We start from the raw sequence: 20,295 nt of genomic DNA, 5'->3' as shown, positions 1-20,295 counted from the left end.
CGTGGCGATGAACGAACCCGAGCTGATCGACGTTCTTCCCGCGCATCGTTTCGACGAAGCTGCGCTGGCCCGATACCTCCGCCACCACCTGCCGGAAATGGGCGGCCAGCTGAGTGTTCGCCAATTCCAGGGCGGCCAATCCAATCCGACCTACCTGTTGGAAAGCGCCGGTCGCCGCTATGTGCTGCGCAAGAAGCCGCCGGGCCAGGTTCTGCCTTCGGCACATATGGTCGAGCGGGAGTACAAGGTGATCCGGGCGCTTTTCGAACACGGCAGCGTGCCGGTGCCGTCGGTACATCTGTTATGCGAAGACGAAAGCATCATCGGCACCGCCTTCTATGTGATGGACCACATCGATGGGCGCATCTTCAGTCATCCCGCGCTGCAACAGCTGACCGCAGCTGAGCGCCCACCGATTCACCTGGCAGCCATCGACACGCTGGCCGCTCTGCATCAGGTCGATGTCGAAGCTGTAGGTCTGGGTGATTTCGGCAAGGCTCAAGGCTATTTTGCCCGTCAGGTGAAACGCTGGTCCGGCCAGTACCAGGCTACCCGCACCGGCGACATGCCAGCGATGGAGCGGCTGATGCAATGGTTGCCAGAGCAGGTGCCCCAGCGCGATGAATGTGCAATTGCTCATGGCGACTATCGGCTTGGCAACCTCATCTTCGCGCCGGCGGAAGCGAGGGTCGCGGCCATCCTCGATTGGGAACTGTCCACGGTCGGTCATCCGCTGGCGGACCTTGCCTACTTCTGCTTGCCCTATCACTTGCCGGCGGGTGTCGAAGGCCTGCGTGGCCTGGTTGGAATCGATTTGAAAGCTCAGGGCATTCCATCCGAGCAGGAGCTGCTGGCGCGTTATTGCGAGCAGAGCGGACGTGCGGCCATTGATGACTGGCATGTCTTTGTGGCGTTTTCGCTGTTCCGGCTTGCGGCCATTTTGCAGGGCGTTTATGCGCGTGCGCTGCAGGGCAACGCCAGCAATGCCGATGCGCTGCAGGTCGGCCAGCGGGCCGGTCTTCTCGCCGAGTCTGGTTGGCGCATCGCTCAAGCTGGCGACCGAGGAGCGGCGCTATGAATGGACCCTTGCTGCGCCGCGTCCTGCTGACCAACGATGACGGTATTGCCGCACCGGGGCTGGCACTGCTCGAGCGCATTGCCTCACAACTGGCCGAGGAAGTCTGGGTAGTTGCGCCCGAGCACGACCAAAGCGGTACAGGGCAGGGCATCTCGGTGCATGCGCCGTTGCGCGTGTACCACCATGGCGAGCGACGCTTCGCCGTCTCAGGGACGCCGTCGGACTGCGTGATGTTCGCCATGGCCGAATGGCTAGCGGAGTCGCCACCTGAGTTGGTGCTGTCCGGCGTCAACAGTGGCGCGAACATTGGCGATTCGGTGCCTTATTCCGGCACGCTGGGAGCGGTGCTCAGCGCCGACCTGCTGGGCCTTCCGGCAATTGGCCTCAGCCAGGCCTTCCTGGATCGCACAGGTATTGATTGGTCATGCGTTGAAAGCTATGCGGCATTGATCATCCGCGGGCTATGGGCGCGTCGTGACGAAAACGGCTGTTGCTGGAATGTGAACTTCCCGGCTTGCTCGGCTGACGCAGTCAGCCATCTGCGAATGGCTCGGCAATCTCGGGGCTCGATCGCCCGGCCGCGACTGCAGGCGGGGCGGGATGGCCGCGGGCTGCCCTACTGGTGGCTCGGCTTCGAACATTCGTCCGCACATCTCACCGACCCTGCACTGGACGTCACGGCGCTGCGCCAAAAGTGCATCGCAATCACCCCATTGCGCGATACCCGTGGGTGGCTCGAATGGGGCGAAGAACAGGCCATGGCCGATCTGGCCGTCAATTGCGACTCAGGAGTTCAGTAATGTTCACTCGTCATCATGCGGTCTGGCCAGACGATCTGCCCAAGCACCTGAGCGTGCCGGAGACCAGCCTGTTCAATAATCTCGAAGTCTCCGCCCGGCGCTTCCCGAACAAGACGGCGATCATCTTCTACGACACCTTGATCACCTACACCGAACTGCTGCGCGAAGTGGAAGCAATGGCGGGCTACCTGCGGCATCTGGGCGTCGCAAAGGGTGATCGGGTGCTGCTGTACATGCAGAACTCGCCGCAGTTCACCATTGCCTATTACGCGATCCTGCGCGCGGACGCAGTGGTGATCCCGGTCAACCCGATGAACCACAGCGCGGAGCTCGAGCACTACCTGCACGACACCGGCGCTGCCGTGTGCCTTTGCGGGCAGGAGCTGACCGGATTCATCTCGCCACTGGTCGGTACTGCACAGCTAGGTCATGTCATCGTAGCGACTTACTCGGATTACGTTCGCCAGCCCACCGATCTGGCGCTGCCGGCTGAGGTGCAGGCACCGGCCGTTACGCCGGACTTCGCAGGGGCTATTGCCTGGAGCGAGGCTCTGAATGCTGGTCACAAGGCGGGGCCGCATACGGCCGGACCTGACGATCTGTGTGTGTTTCCTTATAGCTCCGGCACAACGGGCGCGCCGAAAGGTTGCATGCACACCCATCGCTCGGCCATGGCGACGATCATTCATCGGGTGGTATGGACCAACAGCACCAGTGAATCGGTCATCCTCGCGACGCTGCCGTACTTTCATGTCACAGGCATGCAGGGTGCCATGAGCGGGCCGATATATAACGGCGGTACCGCGGTCATCATGACCCGCTGGGACCGCACCGTGGCGGCCCAGCTGATCGAGCGACACAAAGTCACCGGCTGGGTGAACATCGCGACCATGGCCATCGATTTTCTCTCCGATCCGGATGTCGAGCGCTATGACCTGTCCAGCCTGGTCAGCGTTGGCGGCGGTGGTGCTGCAATGCCCAAGGCCGTAGAGGAGAAACTGCACCGCCTCACCGGGCTTCGCTATATCGAAGGCTATGGTTTGTCGGAAACCATCGCGGCCACCCACATCAATCCCGTGCCGCGACCAAAGCCGCAGTGCCTTGGCATTCCGGTGTTTGACGTCGACAGCCGCGTCATCGACCTGACCACCGGCCAGGAACTCGGCCCCAACGAAGTGGGCGAAATCATCAGCCGAGGGCCACAGCTGTTCCAGGGTTACTGGAACCGCCCAGAAGAGACCGAGCGCGCCTTCATCGACCTCGATGGCCACCGGTTTTTTCGCACCGGTGATATGGGCTACTACGATGAAGAGGGCTATTTCTTCCTGGTCGACCGGGTCAAGCGGATGATCAACGCCTCGGGCTTCAAGGTCTGGCCGTCGGAGGTGGAGAGCCTGATGTACCGCCACCCTGCAATTCAGGAATGCTGCGTCATATCCTGCCCCGACCCCAAGCGTGGCGAGACGGTTAAGGCCTGCGTGGTACTGCGCAACGGCCAGGCCGGTCAGGTCAGCGAGCAGGACGTCATCGATTGGTGCAAGGCGGAAATGGCGGCCTACAAGGCGCCGGTTTTCGTGGAGTTCGTCGAGTCTCTGCCGCGCTCGTCCACCGGCAAGCTGATGTGGCGCGCCTTGCAGGAAGAAGAAAACCGCAAGCACGCCATCCGTGCGCAGGAGGCGTGATGGCGCTGCGGGCCATGCGCCGCTTGGCGCCTCAGTAACCATTGGAGCAACGCTATGCAAGATTCAACGTCGACGAATCGGGAAGCGGAATGGCAGGTGCGCAAGGACCTCGCTGCGGCCTATCGACTGGTGGCACATTTCGGCTGGGATGACTTGGTGTTCACTCACCTGTCCGCCCGCGTACCGGGACCTGAGCATCATTTCCTGATCAACCCTTACGGCCTGTTGTTTCAGGAGATCACGGCCTCATCCCTGGTCAAGGTCGACCGGGAAGGGCAGATCGTACAGAGCGGCAGTCTGCATCGAGTCAATCCGGCGGGCTTTACCATCCACAGCGCCATTCACATGGGACGAGAAGATGCCGGCGCGGTGATGCATCTACACGCAGCGGACGGCACCGCGGTTTCGGCGCACCGGGACGGCCTGCTGCCGCTGAGCCAGACGGCGATGCTCTGCCTCGATCACATCAGCTATCACGAGTACGAAGGGGTCGCGCTGGATCTGAGCGAGCGCGAGCGGCTGATCCGCGACCTGGGCAGCAAACAGATGATGATCTTGCGCAACCACGGCGTGCTCACTGCCGGGAAAACGGTCGCCGAGGCCTTCACCTACCTCTATTTCCTGATGAAGGCCTGCGAGATCCAAGTGCGCGCTCAGTCTTGCGGGCCGACCCACATGCCCTCGGCTGCAGCCATCGAAACGACCCGCCAGCAATCGGCTGAACTCGGCATGGCTTCCAAGCTCACCTGGCCGGCCCTGTTGCGTCTACTTGAGGCCAACGGCCACGTTTACGCGATTTAGCAGTACGCTGGCACGATCGCTTGCCCCCGTTGCGAAACGGACGGGTTCTTTAACCGAACAGAAGTCGAGTGTCGATGAAAATCCTATTCGTTGCTGCTGATCCCAAGCCCGAACGTTGGACCAGTCTGATCCAGCAGCACCTGCCGGAAGCCGAGATCGAGGTCTGGCATGCGGACATGCCGAGTTGTAGCGGTGATTACGCCATCGTCTGGCATCCGCCGGCCGCGTTGTTCGATCGGGAGACGCAGCTCAAGGCGGTGTTCAACCTTGGCGCGGGCGTAGATGCGCTGGTACAGGTGCCGAACCTGCCGCGCGACATCCCGGTCGTGCGTCTGGAGGACGCCGGCATGTCCGTGCAGATGGCCGAGTACGTGGCTTATCACGTCATCGGCATCAGCCGGGACATGGATTTTTATCGTGAGCAACAAGCCGAAAAGCAGTGGAAATTGCGGCGCCCCATCGAACGTAGCGATTGGCCCGTCGGTGTTCTGGGGCTTGGGCATATAGGCCAGCGTGTCGCGCGAACGCTCGCAGCGCTGGATTATCCGGTCAGCGGTTGGGCGCGCTCTGCGCATGCCATCGAGGGTGTACGTAGCTTTGCCGGCGAGGCCGAACTTGACGACTTTCTCGGCGAAACACGCGTGCTGATCAACACGCTGCCGCTGACCGAGAGCACCCGGGACCTTATCGATTACGCAATGCTTACAAAGCTCAGGCGCGATGCGGTGGTGATCAACGTCGGTCGCGGTGAGCATCTGGTTGATGAAGATCTGTGCCGCGCTATCAAGGAGGGGCAGATCACGCGAGCCGTTCTCGATGTGTTTCGTCAGGAGCCGCTGCCCGAAGCGCACCCGTTCTGGCAGATGCCGCAGGTCACCATCACGCCGCATGTATCCGCTCGCACCCTACGTGAAGCCACCATCGCTCAGATTGCCGAGAAGATCGTCGCGCTTGAGAGGGGCGACGCCATCAGCGGGGTCGTCGACGTTCAGCGCGGTTATTGAGCAGCCTATGATTTGCGGCGCCGTTGGATATCAGTCCGCTGCGCCGTATTCAACCGTGTACTGATCACGTAGCTCGCGTTTTAGCACCTTTCCAATGGCGCTGCGCGGCAGCTCATCGATCAACTCCAGGCGGGCCAGGCGCTGGGTTTTGCCCACACGATCGTTGAACCAGCTCAGCATAGCCTCAGGTGTTTCTGTTGCTGCGGGGACGACAAAGGCCACCGGCGTTTCACCCCATCGTGTCGAAGGCACACCGACCACTGCAACGTCGGCGATGGCCGGATGCTTGCGCAGAATGGCCTCCAGATCGCTGGGGTACAGATTGAAACCCCCGGAGATGATCATGTCCTTCTTTCGGTCGAGCAGCGTGAGGAAGCCCTCAGCATCAAAACGACCGACGTCGCCGGTGCGAATGAAGCGCTTGCCGCTGGGGTCGAACCATTCGGCTTCGGCGGTCTTTTCCGGCTTGTTCAGGTAGCCGGTCATCATGGCCGGCGAATGCCCGACGATTTCACCGATGGCGCCTTCAGGCAGTTCGTGACCCGCATCGTCAATCACACGGATGTCGTGCCCCTCGGCAGGCTTGCCGACGGTGTGCAATTTATCGGGATGCTCATGGGCGGCGAGGATGCAGGTGCCACCGCCTTCCGTCATGCCGTAGGTGTCGATCAGCCCGCCAGGCCACCGGGCCAGGACGTCCGCCTTCAGCGCTGCACCGAAGGGCGCGCTGGTGCACATCTTGTAGCGGAAGCTGCGCAAGTCGAACCGGGCGAAATCTTCCCGCGCCATGATCCGCTGGTATTGCACGGGCACCAGCATGGTATGGGTGACGGCATGCTGCTGTGCCAGTGTCAGGTATTCGCCGGCCTCGAATTTCTGCATCAGCACCACCGTGCCGCCAAGCGCAAGTGTCGGCAGGAACGCCACCAGTGTGGTGTTGGAATACAGAGGCGTGGATATCAGCGTGGTGGCATTGTCGGCGTAGCCATAAGCAGCGCTTCGCCGGACGTGCGACCAGCGCATGGCATGGGATTGCACGATGCCCTTGGGTTCGCCTGTGGTGCCCGAGGAATAAATGATGTTGAACGCCCATTCGGGCTGGATCTCGATCGGCTCGGGCGCGGCATCGCTCAGCCAGTCGGCCAGTGTCGAAGATTGATCCAGGCGCAGAAAAGGGCAGGGCAATTGGCTGGAAACACGTTTCAGATGCTCTGCTGCGTGCGCATCGAGGAACACCAGTCGGGGCGAGGCGTCGGCCAGCATGGTCAACAGGCTGTCGGGACTGGCCGAGGGGGCCAATGGCGCGACGGCCAGGCCAGCACGCAGCGCGCCGAGGAAAACCGCTGCATAATCGATGGAGTTGTATGCGCAGATCGCCAGCGCGTCGTCCGGTTTCGCGCCGTCACGCTGGAGAGCAGCCGCAACCTTGCTCATGTATGTATCGAGCTCGGCAAAGCTGAGCATGCGTTCGCCCTGGACCAGCGCGGGATGATCGGGGCGATGCCGGGCCCAGTGCGCGATGAGATCCGGTACCGCTGCGAAGGGTTGATCCAGATCGACGGCATCGTGGCGGGCGGTGGTTTCCATGACTGGCTGGTCCTGTCTTTATGAAAGCGCGCACGAGCCATGGCACGCAGGAAATGGCCCTGACAAACATCCAGCCTAATGGCGCCGACGGGAAGGGCTATTCGTCCCGGCGATGGCGGTTGATCAGTAAAGCGAAACCTTGCCGGCAAATCGCTACTGCGGCTGATCTGCAGGCAATGATGCTCGTTACGTACTCGCGGTAACCCTTCGCCTTCACAACCTTATTTTTGCGACAATGCCGCCTCTTTGATCAGGCGAGCTCGTCCATGTCCGAACGCAATTCCATCCCGCTGATCCTCACCGCTATCGGGAGTGTCATAGGCACGGTCGCGGTGCTGACTTACTACGGCTACGTGCACATTGCCAAACCCGAGGACGCCTTGCTGCTGGCTGACTACACCATGCTCAAGACCATTCCGGGCGAGGATTACCGCGTCTCGTTGAAACCTGCACCTCAGGTTGCCGAATGCATCGACGGCGTACTGGTGCTCTTCGACACCGAGCAGAAAGGTTTGACGGGCGTGCTGGTGGATAACCGCAAACGCGCCATCCGTTGCATGGGCCAGCAAGTGCCAACGCAGCCTGCCAAACCCTGACCTGCTGCTGCCGAATTACAGGCAATGAAAAGCCCGCCATCACGGCGGGCTTTTCATATTTCCCGACATATCGCCGGGAAACCGTTCAGCCAGGCTGAATCACTGCATCGACGAACGAGGCGCTACGCGCTGATCGTCGTTGGAGATGGTCACTTCGACGCGACGGTTCATGGCTCGGCTGGACGGCGAGTCGTTGCTCGCGACCGGGTACTCTTGGCCGTAACCAACCGCCTGGATGCGCTGCGGGTCAACACCGGCGCGGGTCAGGGCACGGCGCACGGACTCTGCGCGGCGCTCGGAAAGCTGCTGGTTATAGGATGCCGAACCGGTGCTGTCGGTGTAACCCTCGACCACTACCTTGCGCTCGGGATTTTCCTGGAGGAACTGTGCAAGCTTCTGCACGCCGCGCATACCGGAGGGCTTGAGGTCTGACTTGTTCAAGTCGAACAGAACGTCACCGAAAGTCACCAGTGTGCCGCGCTCGGTCTGCTTGGCTTGCAGATCTTGCTGCAGCTTGCGGATTTCGTCCTGTTGACGCTTGAGTTGCTGCTCGCGAGATTCAAGGCGGGCTTCGGCGCGTTTTGCCGATGCTTTCTCGATTTCCTGCTCCGCAGTGCGCAGGGCAATGGTCTGCTCAGCCAGCTCGATCCGGCGCTTGGCCAGATACGAAAGCTGATCGACAGTCTTCTCGTCGGCATCCTTCATATAGGCCTGATTGGCCTTTTCCAGCGACTTGCCGGCATCTTCGGTTTCCAGCGCGGCGAGCTTGCTGGAACGAGCATCAGCCTGCAGCTGCGAATACTGGCTGCGCGCTTGTTCCAGGTTCTGATTCGGCTGCGACGAGCAGGCGGCCAGGCCGATTGTCATTGCCAGAAGTGTGGGAAGAGTCAGTAATTTATTCATATCGCGTCATCCTGTGTTGAAGGCGTTGAGAGTCGAGCGGGAAAGTCACTGCATGCCGCGCATGCTTTCCTCACGCAGATCCTGGATACCCTGGTTAGCGTCCTCTACGGCCTTCTGCGCTTTTGCGGCCTGGGCCTTACGCTCTGCTACTCGAGCGTCCCACTCGGCCTGCTCGGCCAGCTTGCGCGCTTCGTCGTAATTTTCTTTCTGCATGGCCATTTCAGCCTGCTTCCACTTTTCCTGAGCGGCACGCATCTCGACTGCGGCGAATTCGGTGCCGCCTGCGCTTACTGCGCTACGCACTGCCGATTCTGTGACGGCGAACTGCTCATTCGGCGGATTGCCGGCGCAACCAGCCAGTAGCAAGCCACCCAATGCCACTGCCGCTAGCTTGGGAAACTGAAATCGCGATAGGGATCTTTCGATGGTGTTCGTATTCATGGCCAGTCTCCAATGAGGTTTCGAGAACAGTGCCCACAAGCCGAATGCTTTACCGTCCAAGAACGTCGAGCATTCAGAGCGGGCATGTTTTTGTGAGGCCATCGGCGCGTAATCGTTCCAGATTATTACCAAACGAAACGTCTGGACGTGGCTCGGTAGACGTGTTCAACGGGTTGAAACCTCCCTGGTTACCATTCACCAGCGCGCAGGAGCGGCTCTGCAGGCCGCTCCGTCAGGCACCCTCAAACGTCCCCATTCACATTCGATTGCTCGGAGAGCAGCCGCTCGAGATGCTTGCGTGAAAGCGCGAGGAAACGAGGCGTCGGGCCGACGTCTTCGTAGATGGGGTCGCCTTGTTCATCGGTCGAGATCACCTTGGTGCCACGCTGGTAGGGAAGGCTGGTCTCGATACCTTCGAGGGCGGCGCCCACCAGCTCACCCAACAGTTCCTCGGTACTACGCTTGGGATACATCTCGGCGAGGGCTGCCAGGCGTGCAGCACTTTCGACGTCCAAGGGGATGGTGTACTGGGTAGCGCTCATGCGGCCGGTGGCACTGCTTTCCCATTCTTGGACCAACTCTGTGATTTTCATCTGTCTCCATCCTTAGCTCGTGTGAGCGAGCACTATTGGCGAGTAATGCGAGCGCGCGTCGATCAGGCTCCTCCTGCTATGCCTTGTCTTCGACGGAGACGCTGGGCACTCTGTTTGGACGGTTCATACTGCGTAGCCGTTCAGCCTCGGTTGCATATCGGTTGCGAACTCTGGTTCGTGGGATCTGGGAGACAGGAACATGGCGCAAATCGACGCGCGACTGCGCGAGAACGTTCATCTGCTTGGCGAGCTGTTGGGCAATACCATCCGCGAACAACTGGGTGATGCCTTCTTCGACAAGATCGAACGAATCCGCAAGGGGGCCAAAGGCGCACGGCGCGGGTCTGCCGACGGAGCCAGGTTGTTGCAGGAAACCCTTGATGGGCTGGCTGATGATGAGCTGCTGCCGATGACGCGCGCGTTCAACCAGTTCCTCAATCTGGCCAATATTGCCGAGCAATATCACCAGGTGCGTCGTCGCCGGCCCGGTGAGCCGGCGCCGTTCGAGGTCAGTGCCCTGGGTGGTCTGCTGGAGCGGCTGAAGGGTGAGGGCTTCGCTCAGGAGTTTCTGGCGCGGCAGGTTGGCAAGCTTGAGATCGAGCTGGTGCTGACAGCGCACCCGACCGAAGTATCGCGCCGGACGCTGATCCAGAAATACGATGCCATTGCTGCGCAGCTCGCGGCACGAGACCACACCGACCTCGGCGCGGCGGAGCTGTCGAAAATCGAACTGCGGCTGCAGAGACTGGTAGCCGAAGCCTGGCACACCGAAGAGATTCGACGCAGCCGCCCGACTCCGGTTGAAGAGGCCAAGTGGGGGTTCGCGGTTATCGAGAATTCGCTGTGGCAGGCGCTGCCCAATGTGCTGCGCCAGACAGATCTGGCGCTCAAGCGCAGCACCGGGCTGCATCTGCCACTTGACGCGTCGCCGATTCGCTTTGCTTCATGGATGGGCGGCGATCGAGACGGCAATCCCAACGTGACCGCGGCGGTCTCTCGTGAAGTACTGCTGCTGGCTCGCTGGATGGCGGCCGACCTGTTCTTGCATGATATCGAGGGGCTGATTGCGGCGTTGTCGATGCAGACTGCCAGCGAGGAGCTGTTGCACCGCAGTGGCAAGTCAGCCGAGCCCTACCGGGCGTTACTCAAAACGCTGCGCGACCGACTGGTTGCCACTCGGGACTGGGCGATCAGGGCGATCGAACACAATCAACCGGCGCCCGCTGCGGTACTGCAGGACAATGCAGAGCTGCGTGAACCGCTGGAGCTCTGCTATCACTCGTTGCACGCCTGCGGCATGGGCATGATTGCCGATGGCGACCTGCTCGACACCTTGCGCCGGGTGGCCGCATTCGGCTTGTTCCTGGTGCGGCTGGACATTCGTCAGGACTCGGCGCGACATGTCGCCGCGATGGCCGAGATCACCGATTACCTGGGTATTGGCCATTACGATCAGTGGGACGAGCAGAAGCGCCTGGGCTTCCTTCAGGATGAACTCAACAACCGCCGTCCGCTGCTGCCATCGCATTTTCAGCCATCGCCCGAAACGGCGGAGGTGCTCGAAACCTGCCGCGTGGTGGCTCAGGCGCCAGGCGCATCGCTGGGCTCTTATGTCATATCCATGGCCAAGGGCGCATCGGATGTGCTGGCCGTACAGCTTTTACTCAAAGAGGCAGGACTGCAGCGGCCAATGCGCGTGGTGCCGCTGTTCGAGACCCTAGACGACTTGAACAACGCAGGCCCCGCGATCGAGCAGCTGCTGGGATTGCCCGGTTATCGCCAGCGCCTGCATGGCCCTCAGGAAGTCATGATCGGCTATTCGGACTCGGCCAAGGACGCCGGCACCACGGCGGCTGCCTGGGCGCAGTATCGCGCGCAGGAGGCGCTGGTCAACATCTGCCGCGCGCATGACGTCGAGCTGCTGCTGTTCCACGGTCGTGGCGGCACGGTAGGGCGAGGCGGCGGCCCGGCGCACGCAGCGATTCTTTCGCAGCCGCCAGGTTCGGTGGCTGGTCGCTTCCGCACCACAGAGCAGGGCGAAATGATCCGCTTCAAGTTCGGCTTGCCCGACATCGCCGAGCAGAATCTCAGCCTGTATCTCGCGGCTGTGCTGGAGGCGACGTTGCTACCCCCGCCGATGCCTGAGCCGGATTGGCGCGAAACCATGGAGCAGCTGGCCAAAGACGGGGTAGCCGGATATCGCAGTGTGGTACGTGACCACCCGCAGTTCGTCGAGTATTTCCGCCAGGCCACGCCTGAGCAGGAACTCGGCCGCCTGCCATTGGGCAGTCGACCTTCCAAGCGCCGTGAAGGCGGTGTTGAAAGCCTGCGCGCCATTCCCTGGATATTTGCCTGGACCCAGACTCGCTTGATGCTGCCCGCCTGGCTGGGTTGGGAGCAGGCACTGCATGCTGCGCTCGAGCGCGGCGAGGGTGAGCGACTGCAGCTAATGCGTCAGCGCTGGCCATTCTTCAGCACGCGGATAGACATGCTGGAAATGGTTCTGGCCAAGGCCGACGCAGACATTGCCGAAGGCTACGATGAACGTCTGGTCTCTAAAGAGCTGCAGCCGCTAGGGCAGGATCTGCGTGACAGATTGTCGCAGGCGGTAGACGCGGTTCTTCAGGTGACCAATCAGTCGGACCTGCTGGCGCATAGCCCGGCCACGTTGGAAGCCTTCAGTCTGCGCAACACCTATCTGGACCCGTTGCATCTGATGCAGACCGAGCTGCTTGCTCGCTCGCGACAACAGCAGAGCCCAGCAGCAAGCCCTCTGGAGCAAGCTTTGCTCGTCAGCGTCGCGGGTATCGCCGCAGGGTTACGCAATACCGGATGATGCTTCCCCGCCACGCTCACGGGCGTCTGGCAAACGTCATCATGCGCCTCGGGCGGCATTTTTATGCCGCCTGAAGGTGCCTGAATGCCGCTACTGAAGGTGTCGTGGGCGCCGCTTGTCTGCATTCTGTGCGCTGTGTATCGTGTTCAACCTTTTGTCGCATGGCGGCAAACCAGAATTTTTGATTCGCCAGAGGTAGGGGTGCGTTGCATCGATCCTGGCGGCATCCCTTTGTAAACTTGAGGACTCACTCCATGCGCGTAATTCTGCTGGGAGCGCCCGGTGCCGGGAAAGGCACACAGGCACGCTTCATCACCGAGAAGTTCGCCATCCCGCAAATCTCTACGGGTGACATGCTGCGTGCTGCGGTCAAGGCCGGTACGCCGCTTGGTTTGCAGGTAAAGGACGTCATGGATAGCGGTGGTCTGGTTTCCGACGAGATCATCATTGCCTTGATCCAGGAGCGTCTGCAGCAACCCGATTGCGCTAACGGTTTCCTCTTCGACGGTTTCCCGCGCACCATTCCGCAAGCCGAAGCGCTGCGCGATGCCGGCGTCAAACTGGATCACGTGCTGGAAATTGCCGTGGATGACGAAGAGATCGTGGGTCGTCTGTCCGGTCGCCGCGTGCATCCCGCTTCCGGTCGCGTGTATCACACTGAACACAACCCGCCGAAAGTCAGCGGAATCGACGATGTCACGGGCGAGGAGTTGGTGCATCGCAAGGACGATCTTGAAGAAACCGTCCGCCATCGCTTGAGCCTGTATCACTCGCAGACCAAGCCGCTGGTCGCGTTCTACCAGAATCTCGAATCAGCCGAAGGCACGCCCAAGTGCAGCCGCGTCGAAGGCGTAGGGTCGGTGGAAGAGATCACTGCCAAGGTGATGGCAGCGCTCAGCTGATATCCCTCTCGGTACACCGAACGGCCCGCTTGCGGGCCGTTTTCGTTTCCAGCGGCCATGCAGATTGAAGGCACCACCAGAGACTCAACGTCAGGAGGTGCAACTGCTACAATCGCCGCCCTTTTTCACGCTGACCGGAACCTCTGATGACCACGCTGCTGGCCCTGGATACTGCCACCGAAGCCTGCTCCGTCGCGCTGTTGCATGACGGCCGTGTGTTGAGCCATTACGAGGTGATTCCCCGGCTGCACGCCCAGCGTCTTCTGCCAATGATCCAGACCCTCCTCGGCGAAGCCGGCATTGCGCTGTCTGCTGTCGATGCTCTTGCCTTCGGCCGCGGCCCTGGTGCGTTCACCGGCGTACGGATTGCGGTTGGCGTAGTGCAGGGATTGGCATTCGCGCTGGATCGTCCCGTGCTGCCAGTGTCCACGCTGGCGACCATCGCTCAGCGGGCACATCGCGAACATGGCGTAGACCAGGTTGCCGTCGCGATAGATGCCCGCATGGACGAGGTCTACTGGGGCTGTTACCGAGTCCAGCAGGGCGAAATGCAATTGGCCGGTATCGAGGCAGTACTGCCGCCGGAACAAGTCGATTTGCCTCGCGGGAGCGGTGGTCAGTGGTTCGGCGCAGGCACCGGTTGGGGTTACGGTTCGCGCATGGCTGTGCAGCCGGGCGCGGTCGATTCAGCGCTGCTGCCGCATGCCGAAGATCTGCTCACATTGGCGGGTTTCGCTTGGCAACGAGGGGAAGCGGTGGATGCCGATCAGGCTCAGCCGATCTATCTGCGTGACAACGTAGCCACACCGAAAGTAGCTCGCTGACAAGCGGCATTGCCAATTGCCGGGCACCTCGCTAGAGTCGGCGCACTCGAACAGGTGAATGATGCGCCTAAACGGTCTCGCCCCCGCCCCCTTTCCCATAGAGCGTCCTGCCCAGCCCGGCAGTGCGCCGGTCCCTTATCGCGAAAGCGAAAGGGCAGCGGAACAGGCGCGCGAGTCCATCATCACTCCGGCTAGCCAGGCCGAATCTACCTACGAGCACCTTTCCCGCCGCAGCAAAAGCGAGTCGACCGACTACGGTTCGGTCATCTCCGGTGATTTCATGCCGTCGCGCTTCGAGGCCATGATGGAACGCCCACTGACCAGCCGTGCGACCCAGGCGCTGCAGAGCTACGGTTCGACCGCCAGTTTCACCGCTGACCTGGATGCGCATGAGGTGCTCGGTCTGGATCTCTATGCCTGAGGCACAGTGAACCGCGTTTGAATCTCCCGTATTTTCTCGGCTGCCCCTCCTGGAATGACGCTGCATGGCGTGGTGCCCTCTATGCGCCGGGGTTACCCGCGAGCGAATTCCTGGCTAGCTACTGCTCGGTCTTCAACGCCGTCGAGGGCAATACCACGCTCTATGCCTGGCCTTCGGTGCAGAAGATCGAGCGCTGGGCAGCGGTGATGCCGGCAGAATTTCGTTTCTGCGCCAAGCTGCCGCGCGAGATCAGCCAAGCGCCGGACTTGCGTGACGTGGGTGAGCTGATCATCGCTTTTCGCACATTGCTCGAGCCCCTTGGCACACGGGTGACGCCGTTCTGGTTGCAGCTTCCAGGTTCCTTCGGCCCCGCGCGGCTCGAGGAGCTGACAGAGTTGATCGATACGCTGAACCGGCCGATTGCCGTGGAAGTCCGGCACCCTGCCTTTTTCGCCAAGGGAGAAGATGAGCGGGCGCTGAACCGAATGCTGCATGAGCGAGGCGTGGAGCGAATCTGTATGGACACGCGAGCGCTGTTCAGCTGTCAGTCCCGCGATCCGGCTGTGGTTCATGCGCAAAGCAAGAAACCTCGGTTGCCGGTGCGGCCGACCGCCTTCAGCGATGCTCCACAATTGCGCTTTGTCGGGCACCCAGCCCTGGAAGCCAATGACCGTTTCCTCGCGCCATGGCTGGAGAAAGTCGCGCAATGGATCGAGGCGGGGAAGCGGCCGCATGTCTACCTGCATACCCCTGACAATCGATTGGCCCCTGAATTGGCCATGCGCTTCCATGAGCAGCTCTGCGAGCGTCTACCCGGTCTGCCCCAGTTGGCTGTGGCGCCCATGCAGAGCGAGTCACAACTGTCCTTGCTGGAGACTGCGCGCTAGTCGTTGTCACGGCTACTGCTGCAACCTTGCTTGACTCCTGTTGCCGAAAACTCCATGACGTTCGGCCGTTTCTTCCTCTTGTTGCTGCTCGCACTGGGCGGGTTCGTATACGCAGTCTGGCGTGGGCATGTCGACGTCCCGCCTGAGTGGAACCCCTGGGCGCCGCTGGACATTCGCGAGGCGCCCAATCTGCTTACGTCATACAAGCTTCGCCGCCTGCAGGAGAGCCGCGAGCTCTGCGAACAGGCGCTGACGACCTCCGATCTGAAGTATGTGGCGGTGCCCGACAGCACGCCGCAGGCGGGCTGCCCGGTTGAAAACGCCGTGCGCGTTACGGGCTCGGCGGTGAGATTCAACAGTCCCTGGCTGGCGACCTGTCCCCTGGCTGCGGCCTACGCCATGTTCGAACGCCACGGCCTGCAACCCGCCGCACAGCAGGTGTTCGGGCAGCCGGTCGCGCGCATCGATCACTTCGGCAGCTTCGCTTGTCGCAACATTGCCCGCAGCAATCGGCGTAGCCAGCATGCATCTGCGAATGCCCTCGATCTTGCCGGGTTCAGGTTGCAGGACGGTACGCGTATAACAGTAGCGCGTGACTGGAATGGCGATGACGACAAGGCGCGCTTCCTGCGACTGGTCAAGGCTGCCGCTTGCGATGCGTTCAAGATCACCCTGAGCCCCGAGTACAACGCAGCGCACCACGATCACTTTCATGTAGATATGGGTGGTTTCGGCATGTGCCGCTAAGGCATGCCGGGCCTGCCTCTGGCAGAATGCGCCGTTTTCCGCCAGCGAGCTCCGTATGTCGTCTCTCCCAGTAGTCCGTGTCGAAGCCCTCGCGCCGCAGTATGCGGAGCAGGCGAGTAGCTGGGCGTCGCGACTCGGCTTGCCATTGCAGGCGGACCATGCGGAATTTGCCCTCCAGCTGGATGAAACCGGGTTGCAGTTACAGCTGCTAGGTCCGCAGGCACCAGGCCCGGTGAGGGTGGATTTTCTTGAGGGGGGCGCGGCTCATCGTCGGCAGTTCGGCGGCGGCAGCGGACAGATGATTGCCAAGGCAGTCGGCATCCAGCCCGGGATTCGTCCGAGCATTCTGGACGCCACGGCGGGGCTCGGACGCGATGCGTTCGTACTGGCGACGCTGGGCTGCGACCTCGTAATGATCGAGCGGCAACCCTTGATTGCCGCATTGCTCGAAGACGGCCTCGCGCGGGCCCGTAATGATATGGAGGTCCGCACGATCGTCGAGCGCATGCACCTGCGGCAGGGCAATGCCATCGAGCTTATGGTTGATTGGCAGGGCGAGCCACCTCAGGTCATCTATCTCGATCCCATGTTTCCGCATCGCGAAAAAAGTGCACTGGTGAAAAAAGAAATGCGGTTGTTCCGTCCCTTCGTGGGGGATGACCTGGACGCCGATACCCTGCTGGTACAGGCGCTGGCGTTGGCGACGCATCGCGTGGTGGTCAAACGGCCGCGCAAGGCGCCGGTAATTGCAGGCGCCAAGCCGGGCTATAGCCTTGAGGGCAAGTCCAGCCGCTACGATATCTACCCGAAAAAGAAGCTCACCCCCAGCGTCTGATGGCTCTTGCCAGGGCGTCAATACGGGGCAGTAGGCGCACTCTCTTATCGTCGGAGCTCCGCAATAGAGCCGAGGCGGGATGGGCATCTGCTGTCGGCTCGCTCTTCGTTACCTTCCGTTTCGTTGGCCTTGCTTATTCACCGCGTTAGTGGCATTCCTAGCTCAGGCCGTTTGAGGCTGAACGGTGGTTACCCAGATCGCGTAGAAGGAAGAGCATATGCAGATCCAAGTACATAGCGATAACCACATTGAAGGAAGTGCCCGCCTCGTTGAGTGGGTGAGCGCTAGTGTTGCAGACAAGCTGGACCGCTTCGACGATGAAGTCACCCGTGTTGTGGTCCACCTGAACGACGAAAATGGAGACAAGGCAGGCGCGCAGGACAAGCGCTGCCAGATCGAGGCTCGGCCCAAAGGCCAGCAGCCGATATCCGTTTCACACAAGGCAGATACCCTGGAACTGGCCGTAGACGGTGCCGTTGGTAAGCTCAACAACGCCCTCAATCATCATTTCGGCAAGCTGCGCAGCAAACGCGCCTCTGCCCCGACCCCTATCGAAGGCGAAACCCTCGAGGTAGAAGGTCGGGATGCACTGTTGGAGGCCGACTTCCTGGCTGACGAGCAACTGCGTAGTTCCTGATCGACATTTCCTACTCCGTGGCGGCCGGCGCCTCGCTGTCGGCCGTCACGGCGCGCTCCATCTGCCGAGCAACAGCCAGCGCCTGCGCAGTGCTCGTCAACTCTGCTGATTCCTCTGTGCCTTTCCGCCCCGGTCAGCCCATGCGACCGCCGGGCCAGCGTATCGCTGAGCCTGTGCTATACCCAATTGAGGTACCGCATGAGGAGCGCCGGTACCGGCGCGCTGGGCTCATCGCGGACCCTGACGAAAGGGGGTCGACCCGCTGCGTAGGCATCGTTCCGATAGCCGTTCGCAGCCAAGCGCAGAGAGGTAGCACCATGACCATGATGCAGTGTGAATACCGCGATCACGTCATTACCGCCGAGGTAATGGAACACCCTGGCACGCCGACGCCATGGGCCGGCGGATGTCGAATCAGCAATCATCAAGGCCAGACCACCCGGCGGATGGCGCTTCCGGTAGGGCATGCCTTCATGGCCGAGCTGGAACAGGCGCAACGCGCCTCCATTGCCCACGGCAAATGGTTGGTAGATCAATGCCTGGACAACGGCCGACAGTTGTTCGACAAGGCAGCCTGAGATCTTTGACGGGCCGCGCCCTGGGCGGGGCCCGTTCTTTTTTTGCGCGCTGCCGCGTCATGCCAGCACGTCCCGTCCGTTGAACTGTTCCCCTGGCCTGGGCCTCTATTGGAGGCATCGCCCGTTTCCGACGGGTACTACACCGATCCAGGCTGAGGAGCTGATTGATGGAACTTCCAAACAAAGACATGAGCACACTGTTCGAGCAGCTGGGCCTGCCTTCAGATCCGGCCAGCATCGATAACTTCATCGCCGACCATGCGCCATTGCCCAATCACGTGAAGCTGACCGAAGCGCCATTCTGGAGTGATTCGCAGCGAGCCTTTCTCAAGGACGAATTGATGGAAGATGCTGAGTGGGCGCCTATCGTCGATGAGCTGAATGTCCGCATTCACGAGCAGACAACTCCCTGAGTCTTCGCGTCGTCGCTATAGAACGGGGTGGCTGAGAAGGCCGCCCCGTTGGCCTGGCAACGCATCTGCCGCCATGCGTTTCCGCAAAAGTGGGTATCCCATCGTCGCGCTCGGTAGGCCGGTGATCGTTGATTCAATAGAATTCACGCCTCCGCGCAGTTCGCGCAGCCGCTTCATAGGATGACCATGAATTTCGATCACTCCCTCGATATCGACGCACGCCTTGCCTGTGCCAAAGCCCTTGCCCTTGAGGCAGCGGAGCTGGGTATGGATTTCTACCGTAAGCGTGAGGCATTGACGGTCGAACACAAGGGCAACGACCTGCAAGACGTGGTCAGTATCGCGGACAAGCAGATCGAGGCGTTCATCCGCGAAAAGCTGAGCCAACGATTTCCCGAGGACGGCTTTCTCGGCGAAGAAAGCGGCTCAGCCGATCTCACCGCCCGCTGCGTCTGGGTGATCGACCCGATCGACGGGACCGCCTGTTTCGTCAACGGCTTGCATAACTGGTGCGTATCCATCGGCCTGCTGATCGACGGCGAGCCGCACCTCGGCGCCATCGCCGATCCCAATCACGATGAGCTGTTTTATGGCTGCCTGGGTCGTGGCGCGTTCGTCAATGACACGCCGCTGAAGGTCAGCAGCGCCACTCATGTAGGGCAGGGCGTAACAGCCACAGGCACTTTCCATCCACGCGGCAAGGAGCACTTCATTCCTTTCATGGAAAAGCTTCTGGGCGAGGGTGGGATGTTTTTCCGCAACGGCTCCGGCGCGTTGATGACTGCCTACGTTGCAGCCGGGCGCTTACTCGGTTATTACGAGACCGAGCTGAAGAGCTGGGACTGCATGGCCGGGCTGGTGCTTGTGAAAGAGGCGGGAGGGCTGGTCAATGACTTCTTCCGCAATGACGGCTTGCTGCTCGGCAACCCGTATCTGGTCGCGTGCCCTGGCGTCTATCCGCAGCTGGCCGAGATGATAGGTCCGTCGCTGGACGGTTGATCTATAGAAAGACCTTCACCGCTCGAACCGCAAGCAAGCTCGCTCTACAGTCGAATGCGAGCTTGCGCGTGGCGTTTCGAGTCTTAACGGCACGGCACAGTCAATCCTGAAAACAAATCACGAGCACTCCCGCAGTGCCCGAGGTAGGACAGGCTTTTGTAGGAGCCAGCTTGCTGGCGATCAGCGTTCTGCTTAGCTGGGCTCGAAAGCCCAGCTTTCGATCAGGTCCGCAGTTCAGGCGGTACGGTGCCGCCATGTTCGGCCAGCTTGTGCATGACGGTGCGGTGCAGCCATGTGTTCATCTGGGCCGAATCGGACATCATTTCCTGCGGGCAGCCCAGTTCGGTGGCCAGTTCCTTGCGCGACTCCAGGCTGCTGTCCAGGCCCAGAAGCTTGAGCAGGTCTACGATGGAGGTACGCCAGTTCAACTTTTCAGGATGGTTGGCCGCCATTCCGTCGAGCTTTGCCGGCACATCGACTGCGGAGCCGGCAGACAGCCCACCCTCATTGCTCGGGGCTGCGCCTGGGGGCGTGGTGGTTGCGTTGTGGGCAGCGGTAGGGCGCTCAGAATCAACCACGGTGTCCGGTGCGTGCTGGTTCGGTGTGTTATTGGGGTCGACCGGCTTGTGCGCTTCATTGCTGACGCCGCCCATGCCCAGTTTTTCTTTGATGGTGTCGAACAATCCCATTTCATCTTCCTCAAGTGAGTGCGTGTGTTTAATGGGACCACT

22 protein-coding genes are annotated in these 20,295 nt (G+C 61.1%); 17 read left to right on the top strand and 5 right to left on the bottom strand.

Annotated elements, in window-relative coordinates:
- Positions 1 to 7: 7 nt before the first annotated feature.
- The 5 genes from EA797_RS07160 (at position 8) to EA797_RS07140 (ending at position 5,365) form a co-directional block, all read left to right on the top strand.
- On the top strand, positions 8 to 1,078 hold the full coding sequence (locus EA797_RS07160) for a phosphotransferase (protein ID WP_122164423.1): 1,071 nt from the start codon (positions 8 to 10) through the stop codon (positions 1,076 to 1,078).
- Positions 1,075 to 1,878 carry a 5'/3'-nucleotidase SurE gene (gene surE, locus EA797_RS07155; RefSeq protein WP_122164422.1) on the top strand — a complete coding sequence of 268 codons (804 nt, stop codon included), beginning with the start codon at positions 1,075 to 1,077 and terminating at the stop codon, positions 1,876 to 1,878. The genes EA797_RS07160 and surE overlap by 4 nt, the downstream gene beginning before the upstream one ends.
- Positions 1,878 to 3,560 (top strand): long-chain fatty acid--CoA ligase, encoded by a 1,683-nt coding sequence (locus tag EA797_RS07150; protein ID WP_122164421.1) that lies wholly within the window; start codon positions 1,878 to 1,880, stop codon positions 3,558 to 3,560. The genes surE and EA797_RS07150 overlap by 1 nt, the downstream gene beginning before the upstream one ends.
- Positions 3,561 to 3,614: 54 nt before the next feature.
- Positions 3,615 to 4,361, top strand: coding sequence for a class II aldolase/adducin family protein (locus EA797_RS07145; protein ID WP_122164420.1), 747 nt, complete (start codon positions 3,615 to 3,617; stop codon positions 4,359 to 4,361).
- A gap of 74 nt (positions 4,362 to 4,435) precedes the next feature.
- Positions 4,436 to 5,365, top strand: a complete 930-nt coding sequence (locus EA797_RS07140; protein WP_122164419.1) for a 2-hydroxyacid dehydrogenase — start codon at positions 4,436 to 4,438, stop codon at positions 5,363 to 5,365.
- A 30-nt stretch (positions 5,366 to 5,395) separates the two neighbouring features.
- Here the strand turns inward: EA797_RS07140 and EA797_RS07135 are convergent, their stop codons facing one another.
- Positions 5,396 to 6,952, bottom strand: a complete 1,557-nt coding sequence (locus EA797_RS07135; protein WP_122164418.1) for a class I adenylate-forming enzyme family protein — start codon at positions 6,950 to 6,952, stop codon at positions 5,396 to 5,398.
- Between the two features lie 266 nt (positions 6,953 to 7,218).
- Here EA797_RS07135 and EA797_RS07130 point away from each other — a divergent pair, with 266 nt between their 5' ends.
- Positions 7,219 to 7,548, top strand: a complete 330-nt coding sequence (locus tag EA797_RS07130) for a PA3694 family proteiin (RefSeq protein ID WP_122164417.1) — start codon at positions 7,219 to 7,221, stop codon at positions 7,546 to 7,548.
- A 99-nt stretch (positions 7,549 to 7,647) separates the two neighbouring features.
- On the opposite strand, the gene lptF is transcribed toward EA797_RS07130, so the two are convergent.
- From lptF to EA797_RS07115, 3 genes are all read right to left on the bottom strand, one after another.
- Positions 7,648 to 8,451 carry a lipotoxin F family OmpA-related lipoprotein LptF gene (lptF, locus tag EA797_RS07125; protein WP_122164416.1) on the bottom strand — a complete coding sequence of 268 codons (804 nt, stop codon included), beginning with the start codon at positions 8,449 to 8,451 and terminating at the stop codon, positions 7,648 to 7,650.
- Positions 8,452 to 8,496: 45 nt separating this feature from the next.
- A complete protein-coding gene (locus EA797_RS07120) occupies positions 8,497 to 8,892 on the bottom strand; it encodes a DUF4398 domain-containing protein (RefSeq protein WP_122164415.1) in 396 nt (131 codons plus the stop codon).
- Between the two features lie 242 nt (positions 8,893 to 9,134).
- Complete coding sequence (locus EA797_RS07115) at positions 9,135 to 9,485, bottom strand: pilin assembly protein (RefSeq protein ID WP_122164414.1); 351 nt, start codon at positions 9,483 to 9,485, stop codon at positions 9,135 to 9,137.
- Positions 9,486 to 9,684: 199 nt separating this feature from the next.
- On the opposite strand from EA797_RS07115, the gene ppc reads away from it, so the two are divergent.
- The 11 genes from ppc (at position 9,685) to EA797_RS07060 (ending at position 19,564) form a co-directional block, all read left to right on the top strand.
- The gene (gene ppc / locus EA797_RS07110; RefSeq protein ID WP_122164413.1) at positions 9,685 to 12,321 is read left to right on the top strand and encodes a phosphoenolpyruvate carboxylase; all 2,637 of its coding nucleotides are present in this window, start codon (positions 9,685 to 9,687) and stop codon (positions 12,319 to 12,321) included.
- A gap of 254 nt (positions 12,322 to 12,575) precedes the next feature.
- Entirely contained in the window at positions 12,576 to 13,223 is a 648-nt protein-coding gene (adk, locus tag EA797_RS07105) for an adenylate kinase (protein ID WP_122164412.1), read from the top strand.
- A 146-nt stretch (positions 13,224 to 13,369) separates the two neighbouring features.
- Complete coding sequence (gene tsaB / locus EA797_RS07100; protein ID WP_122164411.1) at positions 13,370 to 14,047, top strand: tRNA (adenosine(37)-N6)-threonylcarbamoyltransferase complex dimerization subunit type 1 TsaB; 678 nt, start codon at positions 13,370 to 13,372, stop codon at positions 14,045 to 14,047.
- 58 nt (positions 14,048 to 14,105) lie between these two features.
- Complete coding sequence (locus EA797_RS07095) at positions 14,106 to 14,468, top strand: hypothetical protein (protein ID WP_244214068.1); 363 nt, start codon at positions 14,106 to 14,108, stop codon at positions 14,466 to 14,468.
- A gap of 17 nt (positions 14,469 to 14,485) precedes the next feature.
- Positions 14,486 to 15,355 carry a DUF72 domain-containing protein gene (locus tag EA797_RS07090; RefSeq protein ID WP_122164410.1) on the top strand — a complete coding sequence of 290 codons (870 nt, stop codon included), beginning with the start codon at positions 14,486 to 14,488 and terminating at the stop codon, positions 15,353 to 15,355.
- A 54-nt stretch (positions 15,356 to 15,409) separates the two neighbouring features.
- Positions 15,410 to 16,102: an extensin-like domain-containing protein gene (locus EA797_RS07085; RefSeq protein WP_122164409.1), complete on the top strand. Its 693-nt coding sequence runs from the start codon at positions 15,410 to 15,412 to the stop codon at positions 16,100 to 16,102.
- Positions 16,103 to 16,157: 55 nt separating this feature from the next.
- Positions 16,158 to 16,937, top strand: a complete 780-nt coding sequence (locus EA797_RS07080; RefSeq protein ID WP_122164408.1) for a class I SAM-dependent methyltransferase — start codon at positions 16,158 to 16,160, stop codon at positions 16,935 to 16,937.
- Positions 16,938 to 17,154: 217 nt separating this feature from the next.
- Complete coding sequence (locus EA797_RS07075) at positions 17,155 to 17,574, top strand: HPF/RaiA family ribosome-associated protein (RefSeq protein ID WP_122164407.1); 420 nt, start codon at positions 17,155 to 17,157, stop codon at positions 17,572 to 17,574.
- A gap of 317 nt (positions 17,575 to 17,891) precedes the next feature.
- Positions 17,892 to 18,152, top strand: a complete 261-nt coding sequence (locus tag EA797_RS07070) for a hypothetical protein (protein WP_122164406.1) — start codon at positions 17,892 to 17,894, stop codon at positions 18,150 to 18,152.
- 167 nt (positions 18,153 to 18,319) lie between these two features.
- Positions 18,320 to 18,565, top strand: coding sequence for a DUF2789 domain-containing protein (locus EA797_RS07065; RefSeq protein WP_122164405.1), 246 nt, complete (start codon positions 18,320 to 18,322; stop codon positions 18,563 to 18,565).
- Positions 18,566 to 18,751: 186 nt separating this feature from the next.
- Positions 18,752 to 19,564 carry an inositol monophosphatase family protein gene (locus EA797_RS07060; protein ID WP_208644412.1) on the top strand — a complete coding sequence of 271 codons (813 nt, stop codon included), beginning with the start codon at positions 18,752 to 18,754 and terminating at the stop codon, positions 19,562 to 19,564.
- A 221-nt stretch (positions 19,565 to 19,785) separates the two neighbouring features.
- Here EA797_RS07060 and EA797_RS07055 read toward each other — a convergent pair whose 3' ends face one another.
- The gene (locus EA797_RS07055) at positions 19,786 to 20,253 is read right to left on the bottom strand and encodes a DUF3597 domain-containing protein (RefSeq protein ID WP_122164403.1); all 468 of its coding nucleotides are present in this window, start codon (positions 20,251 to 20,253) and stop codon (positions 19,786 to 19,788) included.
- Positions 20,254 to 20,295: the final 42 nt, after the last annotated feature.

This window comes from Stutzerimonas zhaodongensis, from assembly GCF_003696365.1.
Classification (GTDB): Bacteria; Pseudomonadota; Gammaproteobacteria; order Pseudomonadales; family Pseudomonadaceae; genus Stutzerimonas; species Stutzerimonas zhaodongensis.
This window is presented reverse-complemented; position numbering and strand designations above follow the sequence as displayed.

Excerpts from the sequence above, each read along its gene's own strand:
- EA797_RS07160 (WP_122164423.1), top strand. The coding sequence starts at position 8 with ATGAACGAACCCGAGCTGATCGACGTTCTTCCCGCGCATCGTTTCGAC.
- surE (WP_122164422.1), top strand. The coding sequence starts at position 1,075 with ATGAATGGACCCTTGCTGCGCCGCGTCCTGCTGACCAACGATGACGGT.
- EA797_RS07150 (WP_122164421.1), top strand. The coding sequence starts at position 1,878 with ATGTTCACTCGTCATCATGCGGTCTGGCCAGACGATCTGCCCAAGCAC.
- EA797_RS07145 (WP_122164420.1), top strand. The coding sequence starts at position 3,615 with ATGCAAGATTCAACGTCGACGAATCGGGAAGCGGAATGGCAGGTGCGC.
- EA797_RS07140 (WP_122164419.1), top strand. The coding sequence starts at position 4,436 with ATGAAAATCCTATTCGTTGCTGCTGATCCCAAGCCCGAACGTTGGACC.
- EA797_RS07135 (WP_122164418.1), bottom strand. The coding sequence starts at position 6,952 with ATGGAAACCACCGCCCGCCACGATGCCGTCGATCTGGATCAACCCTTC.
- EA797_RS07130 (WP_122164417.1), top strand. The coding sequence starts at position 7,219 with ATGTCCGAACGCAATTCCATCCCGCTGATCCTCACCGCTATCGGGAGT.
- lptF (WP_122164416.1), bottom strand. The coding sequence starts at position 8,451 with ATGAATAAATTACTGACTCTTCCCACACTTCTGGCAATGACAATCGGC.
- EA797_RS07120 (WP_122164415.1), bottom strand. The coding sequence starts at position 8,892 with ATGAATACGAACACCATCGAAAGATCCCTATCGCGATTTCAGTTTCCC.
- EA797_RS07115 (WP_122164414.1), bottom strand. The coding sequence starts at position 9,485 with ATGAAAATCACAGAGTTGGTCCAAGAATGGGAAAGCAGTGCCACCGGC.
- ppc (WP_122164413.1), top strand. The coding sequence starts at position 9,685 with ATGGCGCAAATCGACGCGCGACTGCGCGAGAACGTTCATCTGCTTGGC.
- adk (WP_122164412.1), top strand. The coding sequence starts at position 12,576 with ATGCGCGTAATTCTGCTGGGAGCGCCCGGTGCCGGGAAAGGCACACAG.
- tsaB (WP_122164411.1), top strand. The coding sequence starts at position 13,370 with ATGACCACGCTGCTGGCCCTGGATACTGCCACCGAAGCCTGCTCCGTC.
- EA797_RS07095 (WP_244214068.1), top strand. The coding sequence starts at position 14,106 with ATGATGCGCCTAAACGGTCTCGCCCCCGCCCCCTTTCCCATAGAGCGT.
- EA797_RS07085 (WP_122164409.1), top strand. The coding sequence starts at position 15,410 with ATGACGTTCGGCCGTTTCTTCCTCTTGTTGCTGCTCGCACTGGGCGGG.
- EA797_RS07080 (WP_122164408.1), top strand. The coding sequence starts at position 16,158 with ATGTCGTCTCTCCCAGTAGTCCGTGTCGAAGCCCTCGCGCCGCAGTAT.
- EA797_RS07075 (WP_122164407.1), top strand. The coding sequence starts at position 17,155 with ATGCAGATCCAAGTACATAGCGATAACCACATTGAAGGAAGTGCCCGC.
- EA797_RS07070 (WP_122164406.1), top strand. The coding sequence starts at position 17,892 with ATGACCATGATGCAGTGTGAATACCGCGATCACGTCATTACCGCCGAG.
- EA797_RS07065 (WP_122164405.1), top strand. The coding sequence starts at position 18,320 with ATGGAACTTCCAAACAAAGACATGAGCACACTGTTCGAGCAGCTGGGC.
- EA797_RS07060 (WP_208644412.1), top strand. The coding sequence starts at position 18,752 with ATGAATTTCGATCACTCCCTCGATATCGACGCACGCCTTGCCTGTGCC.
- EA797_RS07055 (WP_122164403.1), bottom strand. The coding sequence starts at position 20,253 with ATGGGATTGTTCGACACCATCAAAGAAAAACTGGGCATGGGCGGCGTC.